The sequence below is a fragment of the Blautia hansenii genome (assembly GCF_013304445.1).
In the GTDB taxonomy this organism is placed as follows: Bacteria; Bacillota; Clostridia; order Lachnospirales; family Lachnospiraceae; genus Blautia.
Genome location: NZ_JAAITA010000025.1, coordinates 1 through 24,826, shown reverse-complemented (window position 1 = coordinate 24,826; position 24,826 = coordinate 1). Strand labels below are relative to the sequence as shown.

Annotated in this window: 15 protein-coding genes; 3 read left to right on the top strand and 12 right to left on the bottom strand. The window is 44.9% G+C overall.

The window, feature by feature from the left end; all coding sequences use genetic code 11:
• Positions 1-46: 46 nt before the first annotated feature.
• Both G5A70_RS13650 and G5A70_RS13645 read right to left on the bottom strand, forming a co-directional pair.
• Positions 47-538 (bottom strand): cob(I)yrinic acid a,c-diamide adenosyltransferase, encoded by a 492-nt coding sequence (locus tag G5A70_RS13650; protein WP_173750082.1) that lies wholly within the window; start codon positions 536-538, stop codon positions 47-49.
• A gap of 119 nt (positions 539-657) precedes the next feature.
• Complete coding sequence (locus tag G5A70_RS13645) at positions 658-1,284, bottom strand: single-stranded DNA-binding protein (protein ID WP_173750081.1); 627 nt, start codon at positions 1,282-1,284, stop codon at positions 658-660.
• A 250-nt stretch (positions 1,285-1,534) separates the two neighbouring features.
• Between G5A70_RS13645 and typA the strand changes: the two genes are divergently transcribed.
• Both typA and adhE read left to right on the top strand, forming a co-directional pair.
• Entirely contained in the window at positions 1,535-3,364 is a 1,830-nt protein-coding gene (typA, locus tag G5A70_RS13640) for a translational GTPase TypA (RefSeq protein WP_173750080.1), read from the top strand.
• A 396-nt stretch (positions 3,365-3,760) separates the two neighbouring features.
• Complete coding sequence (gene adhE / locus G5A70_RS13635; protein ID WP_173750079.1) at positions 3,761-6,379, top strand: bifunctional acetaldehyde-CoA/alcohol dehydrogenase; 2,619 nt, start codon at positions 3,761-3,763, stop codon at positions 6,377-6,379.
• A gap of 83 nt (positions 6,380-6,462) precedes the next feature.
• Here the strand turns inward: adhE and G5A70_RS13630 are convergent, their stop codons facing one another.
• Positions 6,463-7,605 carry a polysaccharide deacetylase family protein gene (locus G5A70_RS13630; RefSeq protein WP_173750078.1) on the bottom strand — a complete coding sequence of 381 codons (1,143 nt, stop codon included), beginning with the start codon at positions 7,603-7,605 and terminating at the stop codon, positions 6,463-6,465.
• Positions 7,606-7,812: 207 nt separating this feature from the next.
• On the opposite strand from G5A70_RS13630, the gene G5A70_RS13625 reads away from it, so the two are divergent.
• Positions 7,813-9,387: a glycoside hydrolase family 43 protein gene (locus tag G5A70_RS13625; RefSeq protein ID WP_173750077.1), complete on the top strand. Its 1,575-nt coding sequence runs from the start codon at positions 7,813-7,815 to the stop codon at positions 9,385-9,387.
• Positions 9,388-9,467: 80 nt separating this feature from the next.
• Here the strand turns inward: G5A70_RS13625 and G5A70_RS13620 are convergent, their stop codons facing one another.
• From G5A70_RS13620 to G5A70_RS13580, 9 genes are all read right to left on the bottom strand, one after another.
• Positions 9,468-10,520, bottom strand: coding sequence for a galactose ABC transporter substrate-binding protein (locus tag G5A70_RS13620; RefSeq protein ID WP_173750076.1), 1,053 nt, complete (start codon positions 10,518-10,520; stop codon positions 9,468-9,470).
• A 37-nt stretch (positions 10,521-10,557) separates the two neighbouring features.
• Positions 10,558-11,532: a substrate-binding domain-containing protein gene (locus G5A70_RS13615; RefSeq protein WP_173750075.1), complete on the bottom strand. Its 975-nt coding sequence runs from the start codon at positions 11,530-11,532 to the stop codon at positions 10,558-10,560.
• A complete protein-coding gene (locus tag G5A70_RS13610) occupies positions 11,519-13,387 on the bottom strand; it encodes a cache domain-containing sensor histidine kinase (RefSeq protein WP_173750074.1) in 1,869 nt (622 codons plus the stop codon). Before G5A70_RS13610 ends, G5A70_RS13615 begins: the two co-directional genes overlap by 14 nt.
• Positions 13,377-14,987 (bottom strand): response regulator, encoded by a 1,611-nt coding sequence (locus G5A70_RS13605; RefSeq protein WP_173750073.1) that lies wholly within the window; start codon positions 14,985-14,987, stop codon positions 13,377-13,379. The genes G5A70_RS13610 and G5A70_RS13605 overlap by 11 nt, the downstream gene beginning before the upstream one ends.
• A gap of 116 nt (positions 14,988-15,103) precedes the next feature.
• Entirely contained in the window at positions 15,104-16,759 is a 1,656-nt protein-coding gene (locus tag G5A70_RS13600; RefSeq protein WP_173750072.1) for an ABC transporter permease subunit, read from the bottom strand.
• 18 nt (positions 16,760-16,777) lie between these two features.
• Positions 16,778-18,286, bottom strand: a complete 1,509-nt coding sequence (locus G5A70_RS13595) for a sugar ABC transporter ATP-binding protein (protein WP_173750071.1) — start codon at positions 18,284-18,286, stop codon at positions 16,778-16,780.
• 155 nt (positions 18,287-18,441) lie between these two features.
• Positions 18,442-19,743, bottom strand: a complete 1,302-nt coding sequence (locus G5A70_RS13590; RefSeq protein ID WP_173750070.1) for a substrate-binding domain-containing protein — start codon at positions 19,741-19,743, stop codon at positions 18,442-18,444.
• A gap of 289 nt (positions 19,744-20,032) precedes the next feature.
• Positions 20,033-22,156, bottom strand: a complete 2,124-nt coding sequence (locus G5A70_RS13585; protein ID WP_173750069.1) for a glycoside hydrolase family 3 C-terminal domain-containing protein — start codon at positions 22,154-22,156, stop codon at positions 20,033-20,035.
• A 184-nt stretch (positions 22,157-22,340) separates the two neighbouring features.
• Positions 22,341-24,632 carry a hydratase gene (locus G5A70_RS13580; protein WP_173750068.1) on the bottom strand — a complete coding sequence of 764 codons (2,292 nt, stop codon included), beginning with the start codon at positions 24,630-24,632 and terminating at the stop codon, positions 22,341-22,343.
• Positions 24,633-24,826: the final 194 nt, after the last annotated feature.

Here is a 24,826-nt window from a genome sequence, read left to right as displayed (position 1 = left end):
TAGTAAAGATTCTTTCTCTTCATTTTCCTGCTCCAAAACCTGCAGTCTATTTGACTACTTCCAGAGAAACCACTCTGTCCGCCGCATTTTTTACGCCATCTGTTACCACATTGCCTGTCATAATCAGTTCTGTCTCGTCATCTTTTGCCTGAATCAGTGCAATTACTTCTTCTTCTGTCACAATTCCAAATTCCTGAACACCCAGAATCTCATCCAGAATCAGCATATCGCTTTCCTCTGTCAGCAACACCTTTCTTGCAAAATTCAGACCATTGCGGATATTTTCATTTTCTTCTTTCTTCTCTTCTTCGGTCAAATCTTCATAATATTTGTCTTTCTTTTCAAACCTGAACAAACGGACGTCCGGTTCCATGGAAGACAGATAATCCAGTCTGGACGTCTCTCTTCCCTTTAAAAACTGAATCACAATGGCACGTTTTCCATGCCCCACGGCTCTGATAGCCTGGCCGATTGCCACACTGGTTTTCCCTTTCCCCGGGCCGCAGTATATCTGCGTTAATCCTTTTTTTTCATACATAATACTACACCTCTTACAGACTGCCTGTTCTGCTTTTGTTTTGTTTAAGAGTTGTGTATATATTACTACACCTGCGGGCATATTGCAACCAAAACAGCCCAAAAGCCATGCGGACCGTATTAATCCGCATATTCCAGTTTGCTCACAGATACTTCGTAAGCCGTCCGCTTCTCGGTCTGACTTTCACTTAATTTCTTAATATACTCCCTGCTCTGGATTCTTCCCCAGATAAGAACATGTCCGCCCACTTCAAAAGCAGACGCATATCTGGCATTTCTTCCCCAACAGATACAGGGTATGTAATCGGATTTTCCGTAAGGCCGGTTCACTGCCAGCAGCAAATCCGCAATCTCTCTTCCAAGAGGGGTTTTCCTGTATACCGGAGGCTTACAGATATATCCGTCCAGGAATATCTGGTTCGTCTTCACCGTATCATCTTCCTCTTCCACAAAAGACAGTTCTCTTACAAAAACAGAAAGCACCAGCCTGTTTTTCTTCTCCTCGTGGCGGTTATAGGACCGGAACTGTCCCTGCACCATAATGTACTCTCCCTCGTAATCCTGTGTGACATCAACCAGACGCTCGGAAACCATCAGCGGAATTCTGTCCTCTGAATCGCTTAGTCTCTTTACCAGCACATCCACCAGATAGAAGCCCTCTCCATACACCTGATGGCTGAAGGTAAAGCCGGATGCAATCTTTCCCATAATTGACACCTGATTGTTTTCAATAATTTTATCTGCCATGATTTTTTCCCTCTCCTCTTTCTCGTATCTTGTCTGTATTATGTTTATTCAGCCCCGGCACCTTTTAGAACCACATTTTCTATTTTTTTCAAAAAATTTTTATTTCCCCTTTGTATTTAGAAGCAAGTGTGATAGAATGAAATCCGGATTTTACCGAAAACACAGGCTTTTCCCCGGTTTTCCGGCGGAAATTCTGTTTACTGCATAAAAACAACTGAAATCTGTTGATTTAAAAGAAAAGAGGTTATTTATGAAAACAGCAAGAGAAGATATCAGAAACGTAGCCATTATTGCTCACGTTGACCACGGCAAAACCACTCTGGTAGACCAGCTTTTACGCCAGAGCGGTGTATTCCGTGAAAACCAGGCCGTACAGGAACGTGTTATGGACTCCAATGATATTGAAAGAGAACGCGGCATTACCATTTTATCAAAAAATACCGCTGTATATTACAAAGATACCAAAATCAACATTATTGATACACCCGGCCATGCGGACTTCGGCGGTGAGGTAGAACGTGTATTGAAAATGGTGGACGGCGTAATCCTTCTGGTAGACGCTTTTGAGGGCGCTATGCCCCAGACCAAATTCGTTCTGAAAAAAGCACTGGAATTAGACCTTCATGTCATTGTGTGCATCAACAAAATCGACCGTCCTGAAGCGCGTCCTGATGAGGTTATAGATGAAGTCCTGGAACTTCTTATGGATTTGGATGCCTCTGACGAGCAGCTTGACTGTCCCTTCCTGTATGCCTCCGCAAAAGCAGGTCATGCGGTTTTGGACTTAAACGACACACCGGAAAACATGGTTCCTCTGTTTGAAACCATCTTAAAATACATCCCGGCTCCTACCGGCGACCCAAAAGCGCCTACTCAGGCCCTTATCAGCACCATTGACTACAATGAATACGTGGGCCGTATCGGTGTGGGCAAGGTGGAAAACGGCACTTTAAGCGTGAACCAGGAAGTGGTGCTGGTCAACCATCATGACCCGGACAAAATGAAGAAGGTAAAAATCAGCAAACTTTACGAATTTGACGGTCTGAACAAGGTAGACGTAAAAGAAGCTGGTATTGGCTCTATTGTTGCCATTGCCGGCATTGCAGATATCCATATCGGAGATACCTTATGCTCACCGGAAAATCCGGATCCCATTCCTTTCCAGAAAATTTCAGAGCCTACGATTTCCATGAACTTCATGGTCAACGACAGTCCTTTTGCAGGACAGGAAGGAAAGTTTGTAACCTCCCGCCACTTAAGAGAACGCCTCATGAGAGAGTTAAACACAGACGTCAGCCTGCGGGTGGAGGATACGGACAGCACCGACTGCTTCAAGGTGTCCGGACGGGGCGAACTGCACTTATCCGTACTGATTGAAAACATGCGCCGGGAAGGCTATGAATTTGCTGTGAGCAAGGCAGAGGTCATCTATCAGGAGGACGAAAGAGGCCGTAAACTGGAGCCTATGGAAATCGCTTATGTAGATGTTCCTGAAGAATTTTCCGGTACGGTTATCCAAAGACTCAGCGAGCGAAAGGGTGAACTGCAGGGCATGAGCCCCGCCAGCGACGGCACTACCCGCCTGGAATTCAACATTCCTTCCAGAGGACTTATCGGCTTCCGCGGAGAATTTATGACCTCCACCAAAGGCTCCGGCATTCTGAACACAGCTTTTGACGGCTATGCTCCATACAAAGGAGACATGCAGTATCGTAAACAGGGCTCCTTAATTGCCTTTGAGACAGGCGAATCCGTTACCTATGGTCTGTTTTCCGCGCAGGACAGAGGCACTCTGTTTATCGGCCCCGGCGAAAAAGTTTACAGCGGTATGGTTATCGGACAGAGCGGCAAGCCGGAGGATATTGAACTGAACGTATGTAAGACCAAACATCTGACCAACACCCGCTCTTCTTCCGCAGACGAAGCCTTAAAGCTGACGCCGCCGAAAATCCTCAGCCTGGAACAGGCCCTGGAATTTATCGATACGGACGAACTTCTGGAAATCACACCGGAAACCCTGCGTATCCGTAAAAAAATCCTGGATTCCAGACTTCGGAAAAGACAGAATCTGAAAAAATAATTCTTCTATATTTTCTATAACCAGAAGAGCTGTTCCTGTGAACAGTTCTTCTTTTTTGTCGCTATGTTATTTTTTTATCAATTTCACCTATGGAAATGTACATTAATTCCAGAATATTGTATTCAAATCCTCTTCTTCTCTATTTTCTGATAATTTTAATTTTAACAATCTTTTTTCTTTATATTTCTCACTGTTTATGGTATAATAAGGGCATACAAAACGACTTCAGTATTTCCTTTTTTCTTAGAATTTGATATTGACAAATATTTAACAACGAGATATAATAGCCTCAACACTTGTTAAATATTTATCAATAAAACAGGAAATCAGATGCTTCCTGCTATTGCAACACACTGTATTAAAATTATTATTTAATTAATTTAAGGAGGATTTCCCATGGCTAAAAAAGCAGAAACAAAAGTACCGGAAACCATTAACAGTGTCGAGGCTCTTCAGGCTAAAATCTCTTCTATGAGAGAAGCCCAGAAAAAATTTGCCACATTCACCCAGGAGCAGGTGGACAAAATCTTTTTTGAAGCGGCTATGGCTGCCAACAAAATGCGTATTCCTCTTGCAAGACTGGCTTGTGAAGAGACAGGTATGGGTGTGCTGGAAGATAAGGTTATCAAAAACCACTATGCGGCAGAATATACATACAACACTTATAAAAGAGTGAAAACCTGCGGCGTCATCGAGCAGGATACCTCCTATGGAATTAAGAAAATCGCAGAGCCTGTAGGAGTTGTAGGCGCAGTTATCCCAACTACCAATCCAACCTCCACCGCAATCTTTAAGTGCCTTATCTGCTTAAAGACCAGAAATGCCATTCTTATCAGCCCTCATCCCCGTGCAAAAAAATGTACTGCAGAGGCTGCAAGAATCGTTCTGGAAGCTGCTGTAAAAGCAGGGGCACCGGAAGGCATTATCGGCTGCATTGAAGAACCCACCATTGAACTTTCCAATGAATTAATGAAATCTGTTGATGTTATTTTAGCTACAGGCGGCCCGGGCATGGTAAAGGCTGCGTATTCCTCCGGCAAACCGGCTATCGGCGTAGGTCCTGGAAACGTACCGGTTATTATGGACAGTTCCTGTGACATTCAGACAGCGGTATATTCCGTTATTCATTCCAAGACTTTCGACAATGGTATGATTTGTGCTTCCGAACAGTCTGTAACAGCTCTGGCTGATATTTATGATAAAGTAAAAGCTGAATTTATCAAACGCGGCTGCCATGTACTGAACAAAGAAGAACTGGATAAAGTACGGAAAATCATCCTTACAGAAGCCGGCACAGTAAACGCTAAAATCGTCGGACAGCCTGCGGCAGTCATTGCGGAAATGGCAGGTGTTGCTGTTCCCTCTGATACCAAGATTCTCATTGGTGAAGTAACTTCCGTAGATATTTCCGAACCTTTTGCCCATGAAAAATTGTCACCGGTTCTGGCTCTTTACAAAGCAAAAGACTTCGATACCGCCCTGGATATGGCTGACCAGCTGGTAAAAGACGGCGGCTACGGACATACTGCTTCTATCTATCTGCACCCATCGCAGACAGAAAAGCTGAACAAATTTGCTGACCGTATGAAGACCTGCCGTATTCTGGTAAATACACCTTCTGCACACGGCGGTATCGGTGACTTATACAACTTCAAGCTGGCGCCTTCCCTGACTCTTGGCTGTGGTTCTTACGGTGGAAACTCTGTTTCTGAAAACGTAGGAGTGAAACACCTGTTGAACGTGAAGACCGTTGCCGAAAGGAGAGAAAACATGCTTTGGTTCAGAACACCGGAAAAAGTTTACTTCAAAAAAGGCTGCCTGCCTGTTGCCTTAGATGAACTGAAAAACGTATACGGCAAGAAAAAAGCCTTTATTGTTACCGATACTTTCTTATATAACAATGGTTACACCAAACCAATCACAGACAAACTGGATGAAATGGGAATTACTTATGACTGCTTCTTTGAAGTTGCCCCGGATCCTACACTGCAGTGCGCTCAGAAAGGTCTGGAAAAATTAACAGCCTTTGCTCCTGACACCATTATTGCCCTGGGCGGCGGTTCTGCTATGGATGCTGCTAAAATCATGTGGCTGATGTACGAACATCCGGAATGCAATTTTGAAGATTTGGCTATGGATTTCATGGATATCCGAAAGAGAGTTTACGTATTCCCAAAAATGGGTGTAAAAGCTATGATGGTTGCTATTCCTACCTCTTCCGGTACCGGTTCTGAGGTAACACCGTTCGCGATTATTACAGACGCCACAACCGGAACGAAATGGCCCATTGCAGACTATGAATTAATGCCAAACATGGCTATTATTGATGCTGATTATATGATGGGACAGCCAAAAGGACTGACCAGCGCTTCCGGTATTGACGCACTGACCCATGCTTTGGAAGCCTATGCTTCTATTATGGCTACGGATTACACCGATGGTCTGGCTTTAAAGGCAGCCAAATTAATCTTTGACTACCTGCCTTCCGCTTACGAAAAAGGCGCAGATGACCCTATTGCAAGAGAAAAAATGGCAAATGCTTCCACCCTTGCAGGTCTGGCCTTCTCCAATGCGTTCCTGGGTGTATGCCACTCCATGGCACATAAATTAGGTGCTTACCATCACCTGCCTCACGGTATTGCAAATGCCCTGCTCATTGAGCATGTGATGCGCTACAACGCAGACCCGGCACCGGTGAAGATGGGAACCTTCTCCCAGTATCCATATCCGCATGCAAAGGAAAGATACTGCGAAATGGCTCGTTTCATTGGTATTCAGGGCAAAAACGATGACGAAGTATTTGAAAACTTCATCAAAGCCATTGCTGAACTGAAAGCAAAAGTAGGAATCAAGAGAACGATTAAAGAGTATGGCGTTACCGAGGAAGACTTTATGGCTACTCTGGACGAAATGGTTGAAAATGCCTTCAATGACCAGTGTACAGGCGCCAACCCACGGTATCCGCTTATGAAAGAGATAAAAGAAATGTATCTGAAAGCTTATCATGAAGGCTGATAAAGACCATATGAAAAAGGAGGAAACTGCCGTCCATTGGCAGTTTCCTCCTTTTTCCTATTTCACAATCTAACGAGACTGTTTTATTCCACCTGCTGGGTTCCTTCACCAAAGTAATAGTACACTTTTCCGTTTTCCAGAGTAATTCCTTTGGCTTCTGCCAGTTCCTGTACGGTTACCAGCTTGTAACCCTTTTCCACCAGTTCCGGAATCATGCGCAAAGACGCTTCTACAGACCACTCATGAATATCATGCATAAGGACTACAGAACCGTCCTGCACGTTATCCATTACTTTCTGATACGTCTTATCTGCACTCTTTGTCTTCCAGTCTTTGGTATCTAAACTCCATTTGATAATAGGCATATTTGCCAGCTGCTGTACGGTTTCATTACAGCTTCCTCCCGGCGGACGAAGCGTATCTGCCGGAACACCCGCACCGTTTTGAATTGCTTCATTGGCTTTACTGATTTCACTGCTTATCTGGTCCTGAGAGAGACTGGTAAGAATCTGATGGTCATATGTATGATTGCCCAATTCCATGCCTGCGTCCTTCAGTTCTTTCACAATATCAGGATACTTCTCTGCGTTTTCTCCCAACATAAAGAAGGTAGCCTTGGCATTGTTCTCCTGCAGACACTGCAACAGCTTCTCTGTGTACTGTCCCGGTCCGTCATCATAAGTCAGTGCAACCATAGGACGAACCTTCGTGCTGTCATACTTTCCTTCCTCGTCAAAATAATAATCTTTTCCGTCCAGTTCCAACCAACCGGTAGTTACATAACCGTTTTCATCAAAATAGTACTGCGCACCATCTATTTCTTTCCAGCCATTTTCATAAAAAGTTCCGTCTGCATTGCGATACCATTTGCCAGTTTCGTCCTGCTGCCAGCCGAAAATCGTGGTATCAGAGGCCAGCTTTTCAATGTCCGAGGAACTCATGACCGGCTGTTTTGCCGCTGATGTTTCCGTCTCCCCCTTTTCTGTGTCAGCCTGTACCTCCTGGGTAATTTTAGATGGTTCCTTTTTGTCTCCGCCTCCGGCTAATTTGGTAATTCCCGTTCCTGCTGCCACAACCACGGTTACCAAAAGAACCGCCATAATAACCAACCGTGTCAGCTTCCGAATTTTCATCTGCCGAATTTTCTCCTGCCGTTTGCGCATAATTAATGCCCGTCTTCGTCTTTCGTACTCTTCTTCGTCTATTTCATCGAATGGTTGTCCCATAATCCGCTCCTTTCTCCTGTTTCTGATATACTTTTATTATACACAACCCTCCGGTACTTGTATAGGTAATTTTCGACAAATTTTCCTTTTTTTCTCCAGTTTGTTTCAACTTTCTTTTTGCACAGAAAAAAGCAATTTTTTCGTAGACCACCGCAGGATTTCTTTCTATAATCAAGGTAGAAATTCAAAACAAGGAGAACTTTTACAATGCCAGAAAAAACTTTTTCCAATCCCCTGCTGCCCGGCTTTTATCCGGATCCTTCTATCTGCCGGGTAGGCGAGGACTATTACATGGTAACCTCTTCCTTTGTGTACTTTCCGGGCCTTCCCATTTTCCACAGCAAAGACCTGGTGCACTGGGAACAAATCGGACACGGAATCCACCGCCCCGACCAGTTAGACTACAAAAACTGTGAGACTTCCGAAGGACTCTGGGCGCCCTCTATCCGTTATCACAACGGTACCTTTTACATCATCAATACCTTTGTTTCCAAAGGCAGAGAGGCAGACCGTGACAACTATATCATCACTGCAAAAAATCCAGCCGGCCCCTGGAGTGACCCCGTCTTTGTAGAGGGAGCTGACGGTATTGATTCCAGCCTGTTCTTTGACGATGACGGCTCTGTATGGTATGTGGGAAATTTCATCAGCAGCGAATGTCTCTATGAAGGCCACCATGGCATTTACTTAAACGAACTGGACCCTGTCACCCTGCAGTTTAAAGGAGAACGCCGCATTATCTGGGACGGAAAGAAAACCTACAGCCGTTGGATTGAAGCGCCCCATATTTACAAAAAAGACGGCTGGTATTACCTGCTGGTTGCAGAAGGCGGTACCTTTATCAACCACAGTGTGCAGATGGCCCGCTGCCGTACCATTGATGGGGATTATGAAATCTGCCCGCGAAACCCCATCGTATCTCACAGACATCTTCCCCTGGAAATCCCCATTGCCGTCACAGGACATGCGGACATTACCGATACCCAGAACGGGGAATGGTGGATGGTTCTGCTGGCTGTGCGCCCCTACACAGGCGGACACTACAACATCGGCCGGGAAACCTTCATGATTCCCATGGTCTGGGACGAAGACGGCTGGCCCAGAATTGACAATGCAAACGGTATGGTAAATGAACGGGAACGACTCCCCAGACTCCCGGAAACCATTTATCCTCCCTTACCTGCCTCTGATAACTTTGAAAGCCCTGTGCTGCAAATGCAGTGGAACACCATTCATCCCCCCTTGCAGACACTGTATTCCCTGACTGAGCGCAAAGGATTTCTGCGGCTCTATACAAGGCCTGAAGTTATGGAAGAAATCTGTACCCCTGCTTTTGTGGGCAGAAGACAACAGCACAAAAATTTCCTGTCCAAAACTGCTATGGAATTTTCGCCTGAAACCGATTTTCAGGAGGCGGGCTTAGCTCTGGTACAGGATGACCGTTTCCACTATCTTATGACGATGCGTAAAAAACAGGGAAAGACTTTCCTGCAGCTTTGGGAAACCCGAAATGGAATCCGAAGCCTGAAAAAAGAACAGGAAATCAAAGAATCCTCCCGCCTTTATCTCAGTGTACAGGGACATACCGATACGTATTCTTTTTACTACGGATATGAGGAACAGGAAATGCTTCCTCTGGTCCTCTGCGCAGATGGTGTGCTTTTAAGTTCCGATGTAAACAATGGCTTCACCGGTACTTATCTGGGTATGTACGCCAGCGCCAACCACAGAGATTCCCTGGCTTTCGCCGATTTTGACTGGTTTACTTACCAGGGGGAATAATCTCTCATAAAAAGCGCCCCATGACACGGCAATCAGAATCTTTATACAGGATTGCCGTGCCATGGGGCTGTTCTTTCTTCTTATTGCGACAGTTCCATGGATTTCTCCGAAAATTGTTCTATATTCTCATCGCTCACTTTGTGATAAGGCAGGTACACATACCTGTCATTTTCAAAGGGAATCTCTTCCATACTCTGGCCTGTAATCAGAGCTGCCGCCAGCTTTGCCATGACTTCAGCCTGGCCTTCTTTGTCGTTATATACAGTGCCCTGCAATTCTCCCTTTTTGACAGCTTCCAGTCCCACATCCGTACCGTCGATTCCAAAAAACACAGGCAAGGCCGAAGATGTATAATTCAACTTCTTATACGCATCCACAGCGCCCAGGGCCATGTCGTCATTGTTGGCCAGAACCAGTTCTATTTTGTTCTGATACTCTCCTATTATCTGCTCCATTCTGTTCTGTGCCTGTGCCCGGTTCCAGTTTGCGATTTTGCAGCTGAGTTTTTCCACTTCAACGCCATTCTGTTTCAGCGTATTCACTGCATTTTCTGTGCGGATAATTGCATCCTGGTGTCCCATTTCTCCTTCCAGAACCACATACTGGATTTTTCCATCCTTATTCTTGTCAATACGGTCGTCCTCCTTGATAAGGTCAACCGCCAGTTCTCCCTGCAATATGCCGGACTGTCTGGCATCCGCTCCTACATAATACAGATGTTCCCACTGGTGCAGGTCTTCCGCCACCGGCTCTCTGTTAAAAAAGATAATCGGCACGTCATTTTCTCTGGCCAAATCAATAATCTCCGACGGGTCTGCCCGGTCCACCAGGTTTACACAGAGTACATTGCACCCCTCATCTATCATTTCTTCCACCTGGTCATTCTGCGTCTTCTGCAGACCAGCCGCGTCCCGGACCGTTACGGTTACTTCCAGCCTGTCGCTGCCCAATTCATTCATATTTTCTTTAAACCTTCCAATCAGGGCATTCATATAGGTATCACTCTGATTATAAGAAGCAACTCCCACATGAAGTTTATCCGGCGCCTCTGACTCCCCCTCCTTACAGCCGCCCAGAAACAGCGCTGCAAAAGCCAGGAGCATTCCCGCTGCCCTTCTTTTGTTCTTTCTCATGCTTTACCTCCGCATTTCTTCTCCGTTTTCCCGTCCTTTACTGACTCATAGTAAACAGAATATCCTGATTCTCTTTGGAAAACAGATTTTCTCTCCTCATAACCGTATAAGAAATCTGTGGTTCTTCATAATTGCGGAAGGAATTCTCCATTCCGTTCATAAGTCCTGTCAGACTTTGGTATCCTGCATAAAAGGCATCTGACACAACCACACATTCTGCCGTTCCCACATCCAGATAATAAACCGCTTCTGTGGAATTGCCGATTCCATACACAAGAGCCCCGTGGAGATTATTGGCTTCTCCACATTCTCCCGCCGCAGTCAGACTGTCATCATCAAACGCAATCACAAAATCCACCTCCGGCTGGCTTTCCAGAAAAGCCTTAATATTTTCCTCCGGATTTTTCATACCAGACCAGAGGACTTCCACCCCTGTTTCCTTTAAGGTTTCTGTAAATCCTTCCTCCCGGTTCCGGATACTTTGTGAGTCTCTCCGCCCGCCTATCATACCAAGACTTTTTCCATTCAGCTTTCCGTCGTAATCCTTTAACAGTTCTTCTGCCAAAGCCTGTCCCATTGCATAATCATCTGCCCGAACCACCGGAAATCCCCTGCGCTTTTCACTTTTGGGCAATTCTCCTCCCACCAGCATAACCGAAATTTTCCCCTGAACTTCCTTCAGCAGTTTCGCTGGGTCTGTGCCGGGAACGGGCTCTGCAATCACAGCGTCTGCGCCGTTTTTCACTTCCTGTTCTATCAGCTTTTTTTCTTCCTCCGGGGTGAGCACCGCCCCTGTGCTGACCATAAACATTTCTGCCCCTCTGTCCTCTGCTGCCATTTTCAATCCGTATTTAAAGGCAGACCACTGATTGTCGTCTGAGTTTTCCACAATCACAGACACCTGATACTGCTCTTTTCCACTTTGCTCCCGCAGCATGACAACCACCAGCAGAATCACCAGCAGGCTCAGAACTGCCTGTATCAGAATAAACATCTTCTTATCCTTTTTCATTGCTTTGTCCCTGTACTTTCCTGTCTACGATTTCTTCCCGGCTCATCATATGTCCCATCTCCAGTATCCTGCGATTTTCTTCTGTATAAGGGACAGCCGGAATGTGTATGGAAACCCGGGTTCCCTCATCCGGTTCACTTTCCACCACAAGCCCGTATTCCTTTCCAAAGAGAATCTGGATACGGCTGTTGACATTCACCAGTCCTACCCCGGAGCCGTGCTTGTGAATCCGGTTACTGTCCGTCAGTACAAGAGCCACTTCCTCCTCTGACATACCAAGCCCGTTATCGGAAACAGCCAGAACAATCAAGTCTCCTTCACGCCTTCCGGTTATCCGGATTTCTCCGCCGTCTTCCATATTGCCCACGCCATAATTAATAGCATTCTCCAGTATGGGCTGCAGAATCAGCTTAACTGTACAATAGGAATACAACTCTTCCTCCACATCAAAGGTCACAGAAAAAGAGTTTTTATACCGGACCTTCTGTATATTCATATAGCTCTGCGCATGCTGCAGTTCATCTTTTACGGAAATCACGGTTCTGCCCTTAGAAAGACTGATACGAAACAGTCTGGCCAGCTGGGAAATCATAAAGACCGCCTCATCGTTCCGTTCTCCCTCTATCATCCAGGTAATGGATTCCAGCGTATTGTACAGAAAATGGGGATGAATCTGGCCCTGCAAGGCGTCTAATTCACTCTTTCTTCTCTCATTTTGTTCCAGGACAATTTCCTTCATCAGTTCATCAATCTGTTCATAAGACTTCTGAATGAAATACCCCAGATGACGGATTTCCTGAGAACCGCCAATGTAAATTTCCGGTTTCTCCCCTGCTTCATACTTCCGCACCGATTGATTCAGTTTCAAAATCGGGCTGGAAATCCTAAGGGAAACCACCCGGTTAATCACCACCAGCATCATGGTCATCAACAGAATCATCATAACCGCAAAATAACGGAGATTTACCATGCCGTGATTAAACGTAGAATAGGGAATCACTCCTACCAGTTTCCATCCGGTATAACTGATGGTATTTACCACCACTTTCCGGTTTTCCCCTTGAAAAGCCTCGTCATAAACGCCGTCTTTGTAGGTCGCTGCCCGTTTGCTGTTTTCTTCGTAAATTCCGTCGCTGATTTGTATCTGCCTGGGGTGATAGACAATTTCACCGCTGCTGTCGCACAGATAATAATACTGCCCGTTGTTCACTTCATTAATCTGCTTCATCATACGAGAAATACTGGAAAAATCCATATCTACCAAAAGTACACCTGCCTGTGGAACTCCCTGGTCTGTCAATTCTACCACGCGGCTTAAAGAAACCACCCAATAATAACGGTGTGTTGTGTCATTGAACAAATTCTGAATATGAGGTGTGGAAAAATGCATATTTTCCATTTCCTCCATGGCCTTCTGATACCAGTCCTGGCTGGTTACGTCCGGGTCTTCCTTCTGGGAGGCCACCGGTTCCGCCGCCATAAGGCTTCCGTAGTTGTTATATATGGCAATACTTCTGAGTTTTTCTTTGTTTGCCTCGTACAAAAGATTCATTCCGCTTTGAATATCCTGCTTATTCTTCTCAAAATCATTTTCCTTTACCACGTTGTAATAAACCGCATCGGAAATCTGCCGCATGCTCATCAGATATTCTTCCAGGTTCTCCCCAGTCTGCTCCATCAGCTTCTGTGTACTGTTTATGGTTTCCGCCCTGGCAGAATTGGAAAACCGCAGATACAGAACCACTCCCAGAATCAGCATAATGGAAATCGACACCACGGAAGAAGCCAGCATAATGGTGGTCTGAATTTCCTTTGGCTTCATTTTTTTCAGTTGTCTGAAATACTTATTTTTCACTTTCTCTGTACTCCGTTCTGTACTTGGAAGGCGATACTCCGAACCGCCGTTTAAACACATAACTGAAATAATTGGGGTCCGTATATCCCACTTTCTTCCCTATAATATAACTCTTTTCGTTTGTCTCCAACAAAAGCCGGGATGCTCTGTCCATGCGATAATCCGTCAGGTAGCCAATAAAGGACTTCCCTGTCTCCTTTTTAAAAATGGTAGAAAAATAAGAATTGGAGACTCCCAGCACTTCACAGATACGGTCCAGAGAAAGTTCTTCGTTCACATAATTGTTGTGCACATAATCTTTTGCCTTTTCCACAAAGGATTTGGTAGACTTTGTCCGGGCATTCAACAGTTTTTCGTGAAGAGAAACACTGATGTTTACCAGCCACTTTTCCAGCGTATCCGGTCCCATGTCCAGAACTCTGCCGTATAGTTTTCCCATATCTTTTGACAGTTCTCCCAGTACAATATCATTGTTTGCCGCAAACCGGCAGAATTCGCTGAGAAGTTCCATGACGTCCAGGTGGTGCTGCTGCAGGGATTTTTCCTTAAAGGAAATGCTGCCAAGATACTCATGGACTGCCTGGGCGATTTCCGGCGGCTCGTTCAGACGAATGGTTTTAAACAGGTGGGACAGTTCCCCTTCGTGGCTGGAACCCGGGTTATTCCTCTCATGTGGAGCAATTTCCTGAATATTAATGGCTCTGGAAGTTCCGTAGAGCACCCGGTAGGAAATGGCTTCTCTGGCGCTGCTGTAAGACTGGGACAGTTCCAGAATACTTCCGCACACCTGGCCGATTCCCACAGTTACATTGGCGCCGATAATCCGGTGTGCGTACCGGCAAAAACGGTCGCTGTCATCCGTCAGTTCAGACATTTCATTTTCTCCGGACAACTGGGCAATCAAAATGGTTTTCCCCAGATAAGAGAAACACCTGGCTCTCCACTTTTCCCCCAGATATTCCTTGGCCTGCTTTTCCACGGAAGCCGCCAGAAGCAGCGGATTCATATCTTCCGGTATCTGGGACGATGAAGTATGAATCACCAGACAGCAGAAAAAAGGGCCCGAAAGAGAAATCTGGTAATCAGAAAGATAGCGATCCAGTTCCTCTTCACGAATCCGCCCCTCCAGCAAAGTTGCATAAAAATTCGCCTGCAGAAGCGGCAGAGAATCCATATAATATTTTTTTAAGGATTCTGCATTTCGCTTTTCGCCGATTTCCTGGTCCAGCTTTATCTTCAACTGGGTAAACACATTCGTCAGTTCCACAGAATTCACCGGTTTCAGAATATACTCCTCCACTTCCAGATGGACGGCTTCTTTGGCATATTCAAATTCATCAAACCCGGTAAAAAGAAGCAGCTTGGTAGCCGGATAATCGGCTTTGATATGTCCCGCCAGTTCCATGCCGTCCATGTAGGGCATTTTAATATCCGTCATCACCACATCCGGCTGAAATTCTTCCACCATTTCCAATGCTTTCACACCATTATTGGCATATCCGATAACAGAAAATCCCAACCCCTCCCAGTTAATCTTTCGCATAATCACCTGAATGACTTCTTCTTCATCATCTACCAAAAGTACTGTATATGTATCCATTTTCCTTCTCCGTATTTTCACTCATCTTTTTGCATTATTATAACATAAAAGAGCCAGACCCGCATCTGACTCTTTTGAAAATCTTCTTATGAATAATGTCTTTTTAAACCTTCCGCCTATTTCTTCTGAACGTATTTCAGACAGTCCAGTGTAACGGCTACAAGGATAATGATACCTGAGAATACGAACTGCAGGTTCGTGTCAATACCAAGGATTGTCAGGGAATAAGTAAGCGCTGTAAAGATAAATACACCGACTACGACACCGGAGATTTTACCAATACCACCCGTAAAGGATACGCCACCTACCACGCAGGCTGCGATAGCGTCCATTTCCCAGCCCTGTCCATAAGCTGCAGAACCGGAACCAACCATTCGGATACATTCCAGCCAGGAACCAAATCCATAAAGAACACCAGCCATAACGAAAGCGCCTACTGTTACACCGAATACGGAAATACCGGATACAGATGCAGCTTCCGGGTTTCCGCCTACTGCATACAGATTTTTACCAAACGTTGTTTTATTCCAGATAAACCACACAATGGCAATAGCTGCAACAGCCCACAGAATAATAGTCGGGAAGCCGTTTACTTTCGGAATTACCATATTTGGAATTGTAGCTTCAATAGCACCGAAGGACACACCCTTTGTTGCATAAGTAACAAGACCGAAGATTACCAGCATGTTTGCCATGGTAGAAATAAACGGGTGCATTTTAAACTTCGCTGTAAAGAAACCTGCTATGGTTGTAAAGAAAGTACATAACAAAATACAAACCACCAAGGCCAAAATCACTCTGGCTATAACCGGCATACCTGTGAAGTCAAAAATATGCCCGAACACACCACCTGTGTTCACACCCTGATGCATAATAATCGTTGCGGCTGTCATACCCATACCAACCATACGTCCGATAGAAAGGTCTGTACCAGCTAAAAGGATTAACGCTGCTACACCTAACGCAAGGAACATACGAGGGGAAGCCTGCTGAAGAATATTTAACACATTGTTGTAAGTCAAAAGTGGTGAACCTTTAACAATCGGCGTAATAATACACAGTGCAACGAATATCAACAGAATGGCAATATACAAACCGTTCTGCAAAAGGAACGTTCTGCGGTTAAAGGTATATTTGTAGTTTTCCCATTTCTGTGCTCTCGCTTCTATAAAAGTAAACTTGGACATACGCAGCAAATCAATTAAGTGAAACTTATAAGAATACGCCGCATGTCTTCTGTCTTTTGCTTCCTGGAATTCTTTTTCCATGGTCATCTTTGCGTCAAAGAGCCTGTTTTTATAAACATAGTTTTCGTCTTTAATTTCCTGATGATCGGAAAGCTTTGCCACAGCTGCTTTATGTTCTTTTTCCAGCTCTGCCACTTTTTTCTGATAGCGAGCTTTGGCTGCTGCTTTTTCTGCCGCACAGCTGGCTTTTACAGCCTGATAATAATCCTTATCAAAATGCTCTTTCAAATAATTTTCAGCATCTGCAATCAGTTTAGAAACTTCGTCTTTATGCTTTGCTTCCACTGCTTTTGCTGCTTCCAACTCTGTTTTACATTTTGCAAGCCTGCTTTCCTTTTCTCCTTTTGTAAGGGTACGGTCTCTTTTAATGCTGTCCATTAAGTTTTGGATTTCTACGATTTTATCCGTACCGTCAGCCCTCAGGCTGTCAATTTTTTTCTGAATTTTACCAACATAATCCTCGATTGGCTGACGCAGTTTCATTTCCTGTTCAGCTGTAAGGATATTACTATTTCCGTTCGCCATATCCATTCTTCTCCCTTATTATAGGTATTTTGCGCTGAGTCTTAAGAGTTCTTCCTGATTTGTTTCTTTTGTATTCACAATACCGGAGAGATGTCCGTTTGACATAACGCCGATACGGTTTGTGATACCCAGAATTTCAGGCATTTCCGAAGAAACAACGATAATTGTTTTTCCCTGTTTTGCCATCTGAATAATCAGCTCATAAATTTCATATTTTGCACCAACGTCGATTCCTCGGGTAGGTTCGTCCATCATGAACACCTGAGGGCTGCGTTCCAGCCATTTTCCGAAAATAACTTTCTGCTGATTACCGCCGGACAGACTGGAAATCATATCATCCGGTCCCATACATTTCGTATGCATAATTTTAATTTCGTTGGCGGTTGCCTTTACCATCTTGGCATCGGAAAGAGCCAGGCCGGTTTTATACTGCGGCAGATTTGCAATCGTTGTGTTAAACGTCAAATCACACTTCAGAAACAGACCATTCGCCTTTCTTTCCTCTGTAATCAGGGCAAAACCATGGTCCATTGCTTCTTTTGCGCTGTTGAAATTCATCAGTTTCTTGTTAAAGTAAACACGTCCTGCCGCTCTGGTACGAATACCGAAAATCGTTTCCAGAAGTTCTGTACGACCTGCGCCTACCAGGCCATAAAGTCCGAAAATTTCTCCCTCTCTTACGTCAAAACTGATATCTTGCAGATGAGGTTCAAATTTTGTGGACAGGTGCTGTATGGATAAGATTACATCCTTTGGCTGGTTATCTACCGGTGGAAACCGGTTTTCCAAAGAACGTCCAACCATAGCTGCAATCAGTTCATTCATATCCGTGTCTTTGGCACTCTTTGTCATAACCAGATTACCATCTCGGAGTACGGAAATCTCATCACAAATCTCAAAGATTTCGTCCATTTTATGAGAAATATAAATCAGAGAAATTCCCTGTTCTTTTAACATTCTCATCATTTCAAACAACTTATCGACTTCCTGTACAGTCAGAGAAGAAGTCGGTTCATCAAGAACAATTACCTTCGCATTATAGGAAATCGCCTTTGCAATTTCACACATCTGTCTTTGGGATACTGACATATTGCGCATAGGCTGCGTCAGATTTACAGTCATGCCCAGCTTTCTGAAAAGTTCAGAAGCTTCTTTTTTCATTCTTCCTTCATCGATAACCCCCATGGAATTCACGGGATAACGTCCCAGGAAAAGATTATCCATAACATTTCTTTCCAGACACTGGTTCAACTCCTGATGAACCATGGCAATTCCGTTTTCCAGAGCATCTTTCGGCCCGGAGAAACTGACTTCTCTGCCGTCCAGAGTGATTTTTCCTTCATCTTTCTGATAAGTTCCAAAAAGACATTTCATCATTGTTGACTTACCGGCACCGTTTTCACCCATAAGCCCCATAACGGTTCCCCGTTTCAAATCCAGGTTAATATGGTCAAGAACCCGGTTTCGTCCAAAGGACTTACTCATATTGCGTATGGATAAGACAACTTCATCTTTCTTATCTGCCATTCTTTTTACTCCTGTATCTGTATATTGGTATTGCAGCGCACTCTCGCTTTCAGATTGAACGGAGGCTGCTGCATTAAGGACATTATCAAAAACACTGTCTTAACGCGACACCCTCCGTCTGTCATCGTTTTACATAAACGCTACTGAGTTATGAATTACTGCAGTAAAGCTGTGTAAGAAGCTGCATTGTCTGTTTTCACCATGTTAATAGCAAATGCATCATACTGACCCGGGTTTCCAAGACGGTTTGTAATGTTGGACTCTGTCTGTCCGTCACCACCGATGTATTCAACGTCTAAGTTCAGAAGGTCATCATATTTTTCAAGAAGCGGCTGGTATGTAGAGCTTAAGAAGTTATCAGAAGCATTGTAAATGTTCAGCCATACTTTCTTGGAAGGAGATTTGCTTTCATCTAACTGTTTGGATACAGGCTCGAAGGTCTTAGTAGAGTCTGTGAAATCCTGATAGTTGTCTGCGGTTACAGCTACGTTTAATGCGTAGTAAGAACGCTCGTCTTCTTTGTATACATATTCCTGGTCACTAAGAACGTTTCCAGCTTCATCTGCTGTACCGATACCTGTATCAATATCAACACCATCTAATGCGTTACGAAGAACACGAAGTGTTAAGTAAGCCTGTACATCTGCATGCTGGCTGATGGTTCCGCCGTAGCCTTCTGCAATGGCTGCTACTGCATCACTGTTCGCATCGTATCCGAAAGTAGGAACTTTGTTTTCTTTTGACCATGCATTGAACATCGACATTCCCATACCATCGTTGTTAGAAACAACAACATCAATTTCTTTACCAAAGGAAGATGACCATGTTCCAATTGCGTTACCGGCTGTAGCTGCGTCCCATGTAGCGCCTGCAGAGTTCTTCATTTCCTGAGAACCCAACTCACGAACTACGAATTTCTTTCCGCCAGCTTCTAAAGAACCGTCCTGTACTGCAGAAGCTTTTCCGTCTACGTTTGTTCCAACCGGCTCACTGTTAATAGCGCCGTCTTTTTCTACACCTGTTCCAAGAGCTTTACGAACACCTCTTGTACGTGCGATAGAATCATTATGTCCGATATCACCGATAGCCAGAACATATCCGATTACGCCATCGCCATTACGGTCAATAGTATCTGCATTTTTTTCGATGTATTCTTTCACCATCTGTCCCTGCAGTTCAGCACCCTGGTTTGCGTCAAATCCTACATAATATGTATCTTTGTTAAAGTTCAGAGCGTTCATGTCCAACTCACCTGTAGAGCTGTTAGACGGCTGACGGTTGAACCATACCAGAGGTTTGTCTTTGTTCGCCACTTCAGAACCCTCTGTTTTTCCAGTGTCTTCTGTTTTGCCGGTATCCTCTGTTTTCGCTGTGTCTTTTGCTGGTTCAGAACCACATGCAACAGCGGAAAGACCTAAAACGGCTGCCATTGTTAATACTGCTAATTTTCTTTTCATTGAAATATTCTCCCTTCCATCGGCACATTTTCTTTTTCGTCCGTGCCTTTTATTGATATTGACACTATACACAATATCCAGGAAATAAAACATAGAATTTTTTTCGCTTTACATTGAAATTTTTAAGATTTTATTGGTTATATGGTATAATATTTTCATATATTTTGTCAAAATATGGATATTTTAACATCATGTCGCTTAGATACAACGAACTGCATAAACTTTCTCAAAAAACCGCATAAATATAGGGCAGAACTTCTTTTCGTTCTGCCCTGTCTAATATTATTTTCTATTCAAGTGTCACAGTCACTTCCACTGTTTTTTCTCCGGTAAGTTCTTCACTTCTCTTATCCGGCTGTGAAACTCCCACAAACAGCTTGAAATTCTTACTGTCAATATGGCGGTTTCCCTGTTCATCAACCACTTCCATAGCACGGTTCGGAACGGTCAAGGTCAGAGTCTGACTTTCGCCAGCCTTCAAAAATACCCTGTGAAAAGCACACAGATTGTAATTTCTCACAGCCAGTGGCGATTCCATATCTTTTATGTAAATCTGTACCACGTCTTCTGTGTCTGTGCCTCCCCTGTTTTCCACTGCTACCTGCACTTCTATATCGCTTTCTCCGGTCACAGCATTTAAAACCTGCACTTCCTTCACCCGTACAGCTCCATAGGTCAGCCCATATCCAAAGGGATATAAAGCCTCTCCTTCCATGTAGCGGTAAGTACGGTTTTTCATAGAGTAATCCGTAAATTCCGGCATACCTTCCAAATCCTTGTAGAAAGTAACAGGTAGTTTTCCCGACGGAGATACCTTGCCAAACAACAGGTCTGCCACAGCTTTTCCGCCTCTGGCACCCGGATACCAGGCCAGAAGAATACCGCTGCAGTTTTCTTCTGCATAGTTCAAATCAATAGCGCTCCCTGCCATAAGCACTAGGATAGTAGGTTTTCCTACAGCTGTCACTCTTTCAATGAGCTCTTCCTGCACTTTCGGAAGATGAAGGTCTTTCTTATCACCGGAAGCATCGCTGTTTCCAGTATCTCCTTCTTCCCCTTCCAGAGTTTCATCAAGTCCTACACAGAGAATCACCACATCACTGTGTTCTGCAGTAATCACTGCCTCCGAAATCCTGTCCTGTGTCCATGCCAGATTTTCCGCTCTGTCCTTTGCAAGCTGACACCCTTCGGAATACAGCACCCGCACATCGTCTCCCACTTCATCCTGAATCCCTTCCAAAACTGTAATGTATCTGGAAGAAGTACCATGGTAATTTCCAATCAATGCCGCACGGCTGTTGGCATTTGGACCGATAACGCCAATGGTCTGCAGTTTGGTCTTGTCCAGAGGCAGCACACCATCATTTTTCAAAAGTACACTGCCTTTTCTCGCCATATCCAGAGCCGCTTCTATATGCTCTTTACATTCCACCACTTCATAAGGAATTTTATCATATTCGCTTCCTTCAAATAAGCCAAGCAGGTATCTGGTAGTCATCAGACGTTCTGCCGATGTGGTAATTTCTTCTTCTGTAATGAGTCCTTCTTCCACAGCCCCCAAAAGATGCAGATATGTATTTCCACAGTTCACATCACAGCCCCGTTTAAGAGCAAGCGCTGCAGATTCTCTGGCATTTTTCGTCACTTTATGAAATTCATGGAAATCTTTGATTGCCCAGCAGTCGGAAGTAAAATGTCCATCAAATTTCCATTTTCCTCTCAAAACCTCTTCCATGAGATATTGATGTCCACAGCATGGCTCTCCATTAGTACGGTTATAAGCGCCCATCACAGCCTCCACATCCGCCTCGGTTACCAATGCCTCAAAGGCCGGAAGGTACGTTTCCCACATATCCTTCATGCTGCACTCTGCATTAAATTCATGGCGGATGGCCTCTGGTCCGCTGTGCACTGCGTAATGTTTCGCACAAGCCGCGGCTTTCATCACCGGCCCGTCTCCCTGCAGACCTTCCACGAACCGCACGCCCAGACGTGAAGTCAGATACGGGTCCTCTCCGTATGTCTCATGTCCTCTGCCCCATCTTGGGTCACGGAAAATATTTACGTTAGGTGACCAGAAAGTCAGTCCTTTGTAAATATCTCTGTCATCGTGTTTGGAATATTCATTATATTTTGCTCTTCCTTCTGTAGCAATGATATCCCCTACTCTTTCCATAGCTTCCTCATCAAAGGCTGCTGCCATTCCAATGGCCTGGGGAAACATGGTTGCTACTCCCGCTCTTGCCACACCGTGCAAAGCCTCATTCCAGTAATTGTAGGTGGGAACTCCCAGTCTTTCCACTGGTGCCGCATCATAACGAAGCTGCGCTGCCTTTTCCATAAGTGTCATCTGAGCCACCAGTTTTTTTGCCTTTTCCCGCGCCTGGGCTCTTTCTTTTCTATGATTTTTCATACTACATCCTCCGGTCTCTTGTATTTCTTAACCTTTATTTTACTGGTTTTTCCAAATTCGTCATTACTATAAATGCGCATTATTGCCCAAATATTGCTTTTTTAAATATCACCTTCGGATTTCAGAAAAATTTATGCCAGACTGCGCAACCAGGGTACTGTATGCGTGACACAATACACTATCCTTACTTCGCCCGATAATAATTAATCAAACATCCCTGGAGAATAATCTCTCGCTCATCCTCCGTCATTTCTCCCAGGCCTAGAGTGAACTCTGTGACTGTTTCTCCTACAGCCAGGGCACGGACTTCCCTGCTGCCCTCTTCCACCGCTTTTCGGATTTCGGGAACAAAAATGAAATCTCCTTTCCGGAACGGCAGCTTGCCTTCCGGAATCAGGAACGGCAGCATACCCCAGTTCATCAGATTGGAACGGTATCTCTTGGTTGCGTATTCATTGGCAATGTTTGCCCATCCTCCCAGCACTTTCTGGCAGGAAGCCGCCTGTTCTCTGGCAGAACCGTCTCCCGGTTTCACAGCGAAAATCGTGCTTCCGATTCCGGTATTTTCCACATCTGCCTCCGGGCAGGCTTCTTTGATTTTGCTCCAGACGCCTTCCAGTTCCGGCACAGCCTTTACTGGATTTTCGCCCTGCTCTCTGGCCAGTTCCGCCTTCTGAATCTCTTTTGCCAGCCCCACATAATCCGGCGCTTTTCTGGACAGAGCAAATTCTGCCAGTTTCAGCGGATTGGAGCGGTAAGAAGAAGTTTCCCCGGAAGGAATCAGTTCATCCGTAGTGGTTACCGGGTCATGAATCTCTGCTACGGTCTTTAAGAGCAGATTATCTGTCAGTTTCGGCATAGACGGCCAGTCCTTAATATTCGGTCCAAACTGGATTTCCACACTGGAATCTGCCTTTCCCTTACTGTCAAAAACGCGATTTTCGTAAATCTGTCCGTCAAAGTGATAAACCGGTCTTCTGTATTCTCCTGCATATTCTGTTGCAGGGGTAAGCCGTCCCTTATTGGCTGCGGTTGCTGCAATGGATCGGGCATCCATAAGAGCCACAGAAGAAATCTGTCCATTCTGAATCTTAGAGCCTTCCCGGTTAGGGAAGTTTCTGGTAGAGTGTCGAATACTCAGCGCATTATTTGCCGGTGTGTCCCCTGCGCCGAAGCATGGACCGCAGAAGGCTGTCTTCACTACTGCTCCGGTCTGCAGCAAGTCGGCCAGCACACCATTTTTAGCAAGCTCCATATAAATCGGCGTACTTGCCGGGTAAACACTTAAAGTAAAAGCGTCTGCACCAATGCTGGCCCCTCTTAAAATATCCGCTGCGTCACAGATATTTTCAAAACCTCCGCCTGCACAGCCTGCAATAATTCCCTGTTCTACACACAGTCTGCCGTTTTTCACTTTATCTTTCAGCGTATATGGTATCTTTCCGTCCAGACTGATTTGCGCCTTCTTCTCCACATCCTCCAAAATATCCATAAGATTTGCATTCAATTCTTCAATGGTATATGTATTGCTTGGGTGGAACGGCATGGCAATCATAGGTCTTATCTGGCTCAAATCCACATAAACCAGTCCGTCATAATAGGCCACCTCTTTCGGGTTCAGTTCTCTAAAGTCCCCGCCTCTGCCGTGGATTTCGTAAAATTCCTTTATCTTGTCATCGGTCTTCCAGATAGATGACAAACAAGTGGTTTCTGTAGTCATAACATCAATACCGATACGGTAATCTGCACTTAAATTTTCCACGCCGGGCCCTACAAATTCCATCACTTTATTTTTCACATAACCGCTCTCAAACACTGCGCCGATAATGGCCAGGGCAACATCCTGAGGTCCTACCCCCGGCACTGGTTTCCCGGTGAGATACACGCCCACAACTTCGGGACGTTTAATATCGTAAGTTCTTCCCAGAAGCTGTTTTACCAGTTCCGGTCCGCCTTCCCCCATTGCCATAGTGCCCAGCGCCCCATAGCGGGTATGGCTGTCAGAGCCCAGAATCATCTTCCCTCCCTCTGCCAGCATTTCTCTGGCAAACTGATGAATCACAGCCTGATGTGGAGGTACGTACACACCGCCATAACGTTTGGCACAGGTCAGGCCAAACATATGATCATCTTCATTAATGGTTCCGCCTACTGCGCACAGGGAATTGTGGCAGTTTGTCAGCACATAGGGAATTGGAAATCTTTCCAGTCCTGAGGCTCTGGCCGTCTGAATAATTCCCACAAAGGTAATATCATGAGAAGTCAGTTTGTCAAACTTGATTTTCAGGTCTTCCATATTGTCTGATGTATTGTGCGCCTGTAAAATAGAATAGGCAATGGTATTCTTTCCCGCCTCTTCCTTACCGGGAACAACTTTGTCATACTTCTGCTGAATCTGTGCTTTCGCTTCCGGGGAATCCTCCACCAGCTCTGTTCCGTTTATCAGCCAGGCACCGTTTTTATATAATTGAATCATGGCTTTCCCTCCGTCTGTTCTTAACGTATTTTCTACCATTATAAATTTTATCGCTTTAAAAAGCAAGTAATTTATCGCAATAAAATAATTGTATACAATAATACACGAGGATGCACCCGATTTCTATTTCTGCCTGAAAAGTCATGACCACCCGCTTAGCGGGTGGCATGTTCTCCCCCTATAAGGGGATATTA

Coding starts and splice junctions, on each gene's coding strand:
- G5A70_RS13600 (WP_173750072.1), bottom strand. CDS start 16,759: ATGGCGAACGGAAATAGTAATATCCTTACAGCTGAACAGGAAATGAAA.
- G5A70_RS13585 (WP_173750069.1), bottom strand. CDS start 22,156: ATGAAAAATCATAGAAAAGAAAGAGCCCAGGCGCGGGAAAAGGCAAAA.
- G5A70_RS13620 (WP_173750076.1), bottom strand. CDS start 10,520: ATGAGAAAGAACAAAAGAAGGGCAGCGGGAATGCTCCTGGCTTTTGCA.
- G5A70_RS13625 (WP_173750077.1), top strand. CDS start 7,813: ATGCCAGAAAAAACTTTTTCCAATCCCCTGCTGCCCGGCTTTTATCCG.
- G5A70_RS13605 (WP_173750073.1), bottom strand. CDS start 14,987: ATGGATACATATACAGTACTTTTGGTAGATGATGAAGAAGAAGTCATT.
- G5A70_RS13615 (WP_173750075.1), bottom strand. CDS start 11,532: ATGAAAAAGGATAAGAAGATGTTTATTCTGATACAGGCAGTTCTGAGC.
- G5A70_RS13650 (WP_173750082.1), bottom strand. CDS start 538: ATGTATGAAAAAAAAGGATTAACGCAGATATACTGCGGCCCGGGGAAA.
- G5A70_RS13645 (WP_173750081.1), bottom strand. CDS start 1,284: ATGGCAGATAAAATTATTGAAAACAATCAGGTGTCAATTATGGGAAAG.
- G5A70_RS13590 (WP_173750070.1), bottom strand. CDS start 19,743: ATGAAAAGAAAATTAGCAGTATTAACAATGGCAGCCGTTTTAGGTCTT.
- G5A70_RS13630 (WP_173750078.1), bottom strand. CDS start 7,605: ATGGGACAACCATTCGATGAAATAGACGAAGAAGAGTACGAAAGACGA.
- adhE (WP_173750079.1), top strand. CDS start 3,761: ATGGCTAAAAAAGCAGAAACAAAAGTACCGGAAACCATTAACAGTGTC.
- G5A70_RS13580 (WP_173750068.1), bottom strand. CDS start 24,632: ATGATTCAATTATATAAAAACGGTGCCTGGCTGATAAACGGAACAGAG.
- G5A70_RS13595 (WP_173750071.1), bottom strand. CDS start 18,286: ATGGCAGATAAGAAAGATGAAGTTGTCTTATCCATACGCAATATGAGT.
- typA (WP_173750080.1), top strand. CDS start 1,535: ATGAAAACAGCAAGAGAAGATATCAGAAACGTAGCCATTATTGCTCAC.